This is a genomic window from Neptunomonas sp. CHC150 (assembly GCF_030397555.1).
In the GTDB taxonomy this organism is placed as follows: domain Bacteria; phylum Pseudomonadota; class Gammaproteobacteria; order Pseudomonadales; family Balneatricaceae; genus Neptunomonas; species Neptunomonas phycophila.
This window is the reverse complement of the sequence record NZ_JAPNXU010000057.1, coordinates 1-335: the sequence shown is the minus strand read 5'-3', so window position 1 is coordinate 335 and position 335 is coordinate 1. Positions and strand designations below refer to the sequence as shown.

Below are 335 nucleotides of genomic sequence, written 5' to 3'. Positions count from 1 at the left end.
TGTGCTGGGTGCTATCCATGAAATGATTGATGAGGCTGGCTTGCCTAAAGAGGCTAAGCCAAGTTATACGTCACTCAACCGTTATGCTCGTCGTATGGAAGACATGGGGGCCCGTCTTCGCCAGTCTCGCGAAGTGGCGGAAGTGTGGACAACCAAACTGGGTGAAGCGCCCACCTCTGATGTGGGTAAGTTGCTGCAAGAGTTTGTGCGTACCATGGCATTTGAAACGTCCATGACCATGATGGAAAGCGCCGCTGAAAAAGATGAAGTAATTCCACCAAAAGCACTCGCTCAACTCGCTTTGGTTATTCAACGAATCGAGCAAGCCTCAATGG

Annotated in this window: 1 protein-coding gene; it reads left to right on the top strand. The window is 50.4% G+C overall.

Going from position 1 to position 335, the window contains the following annotated elements; all coding sequences use genetic code 11:
- Positions 1-335 (top strand): phage protein Gp27 family protein (locus tag OW491_RS18170; protein WP_290037303.1); only part of this gene is annotated, 335 nt, incomplete at both ends.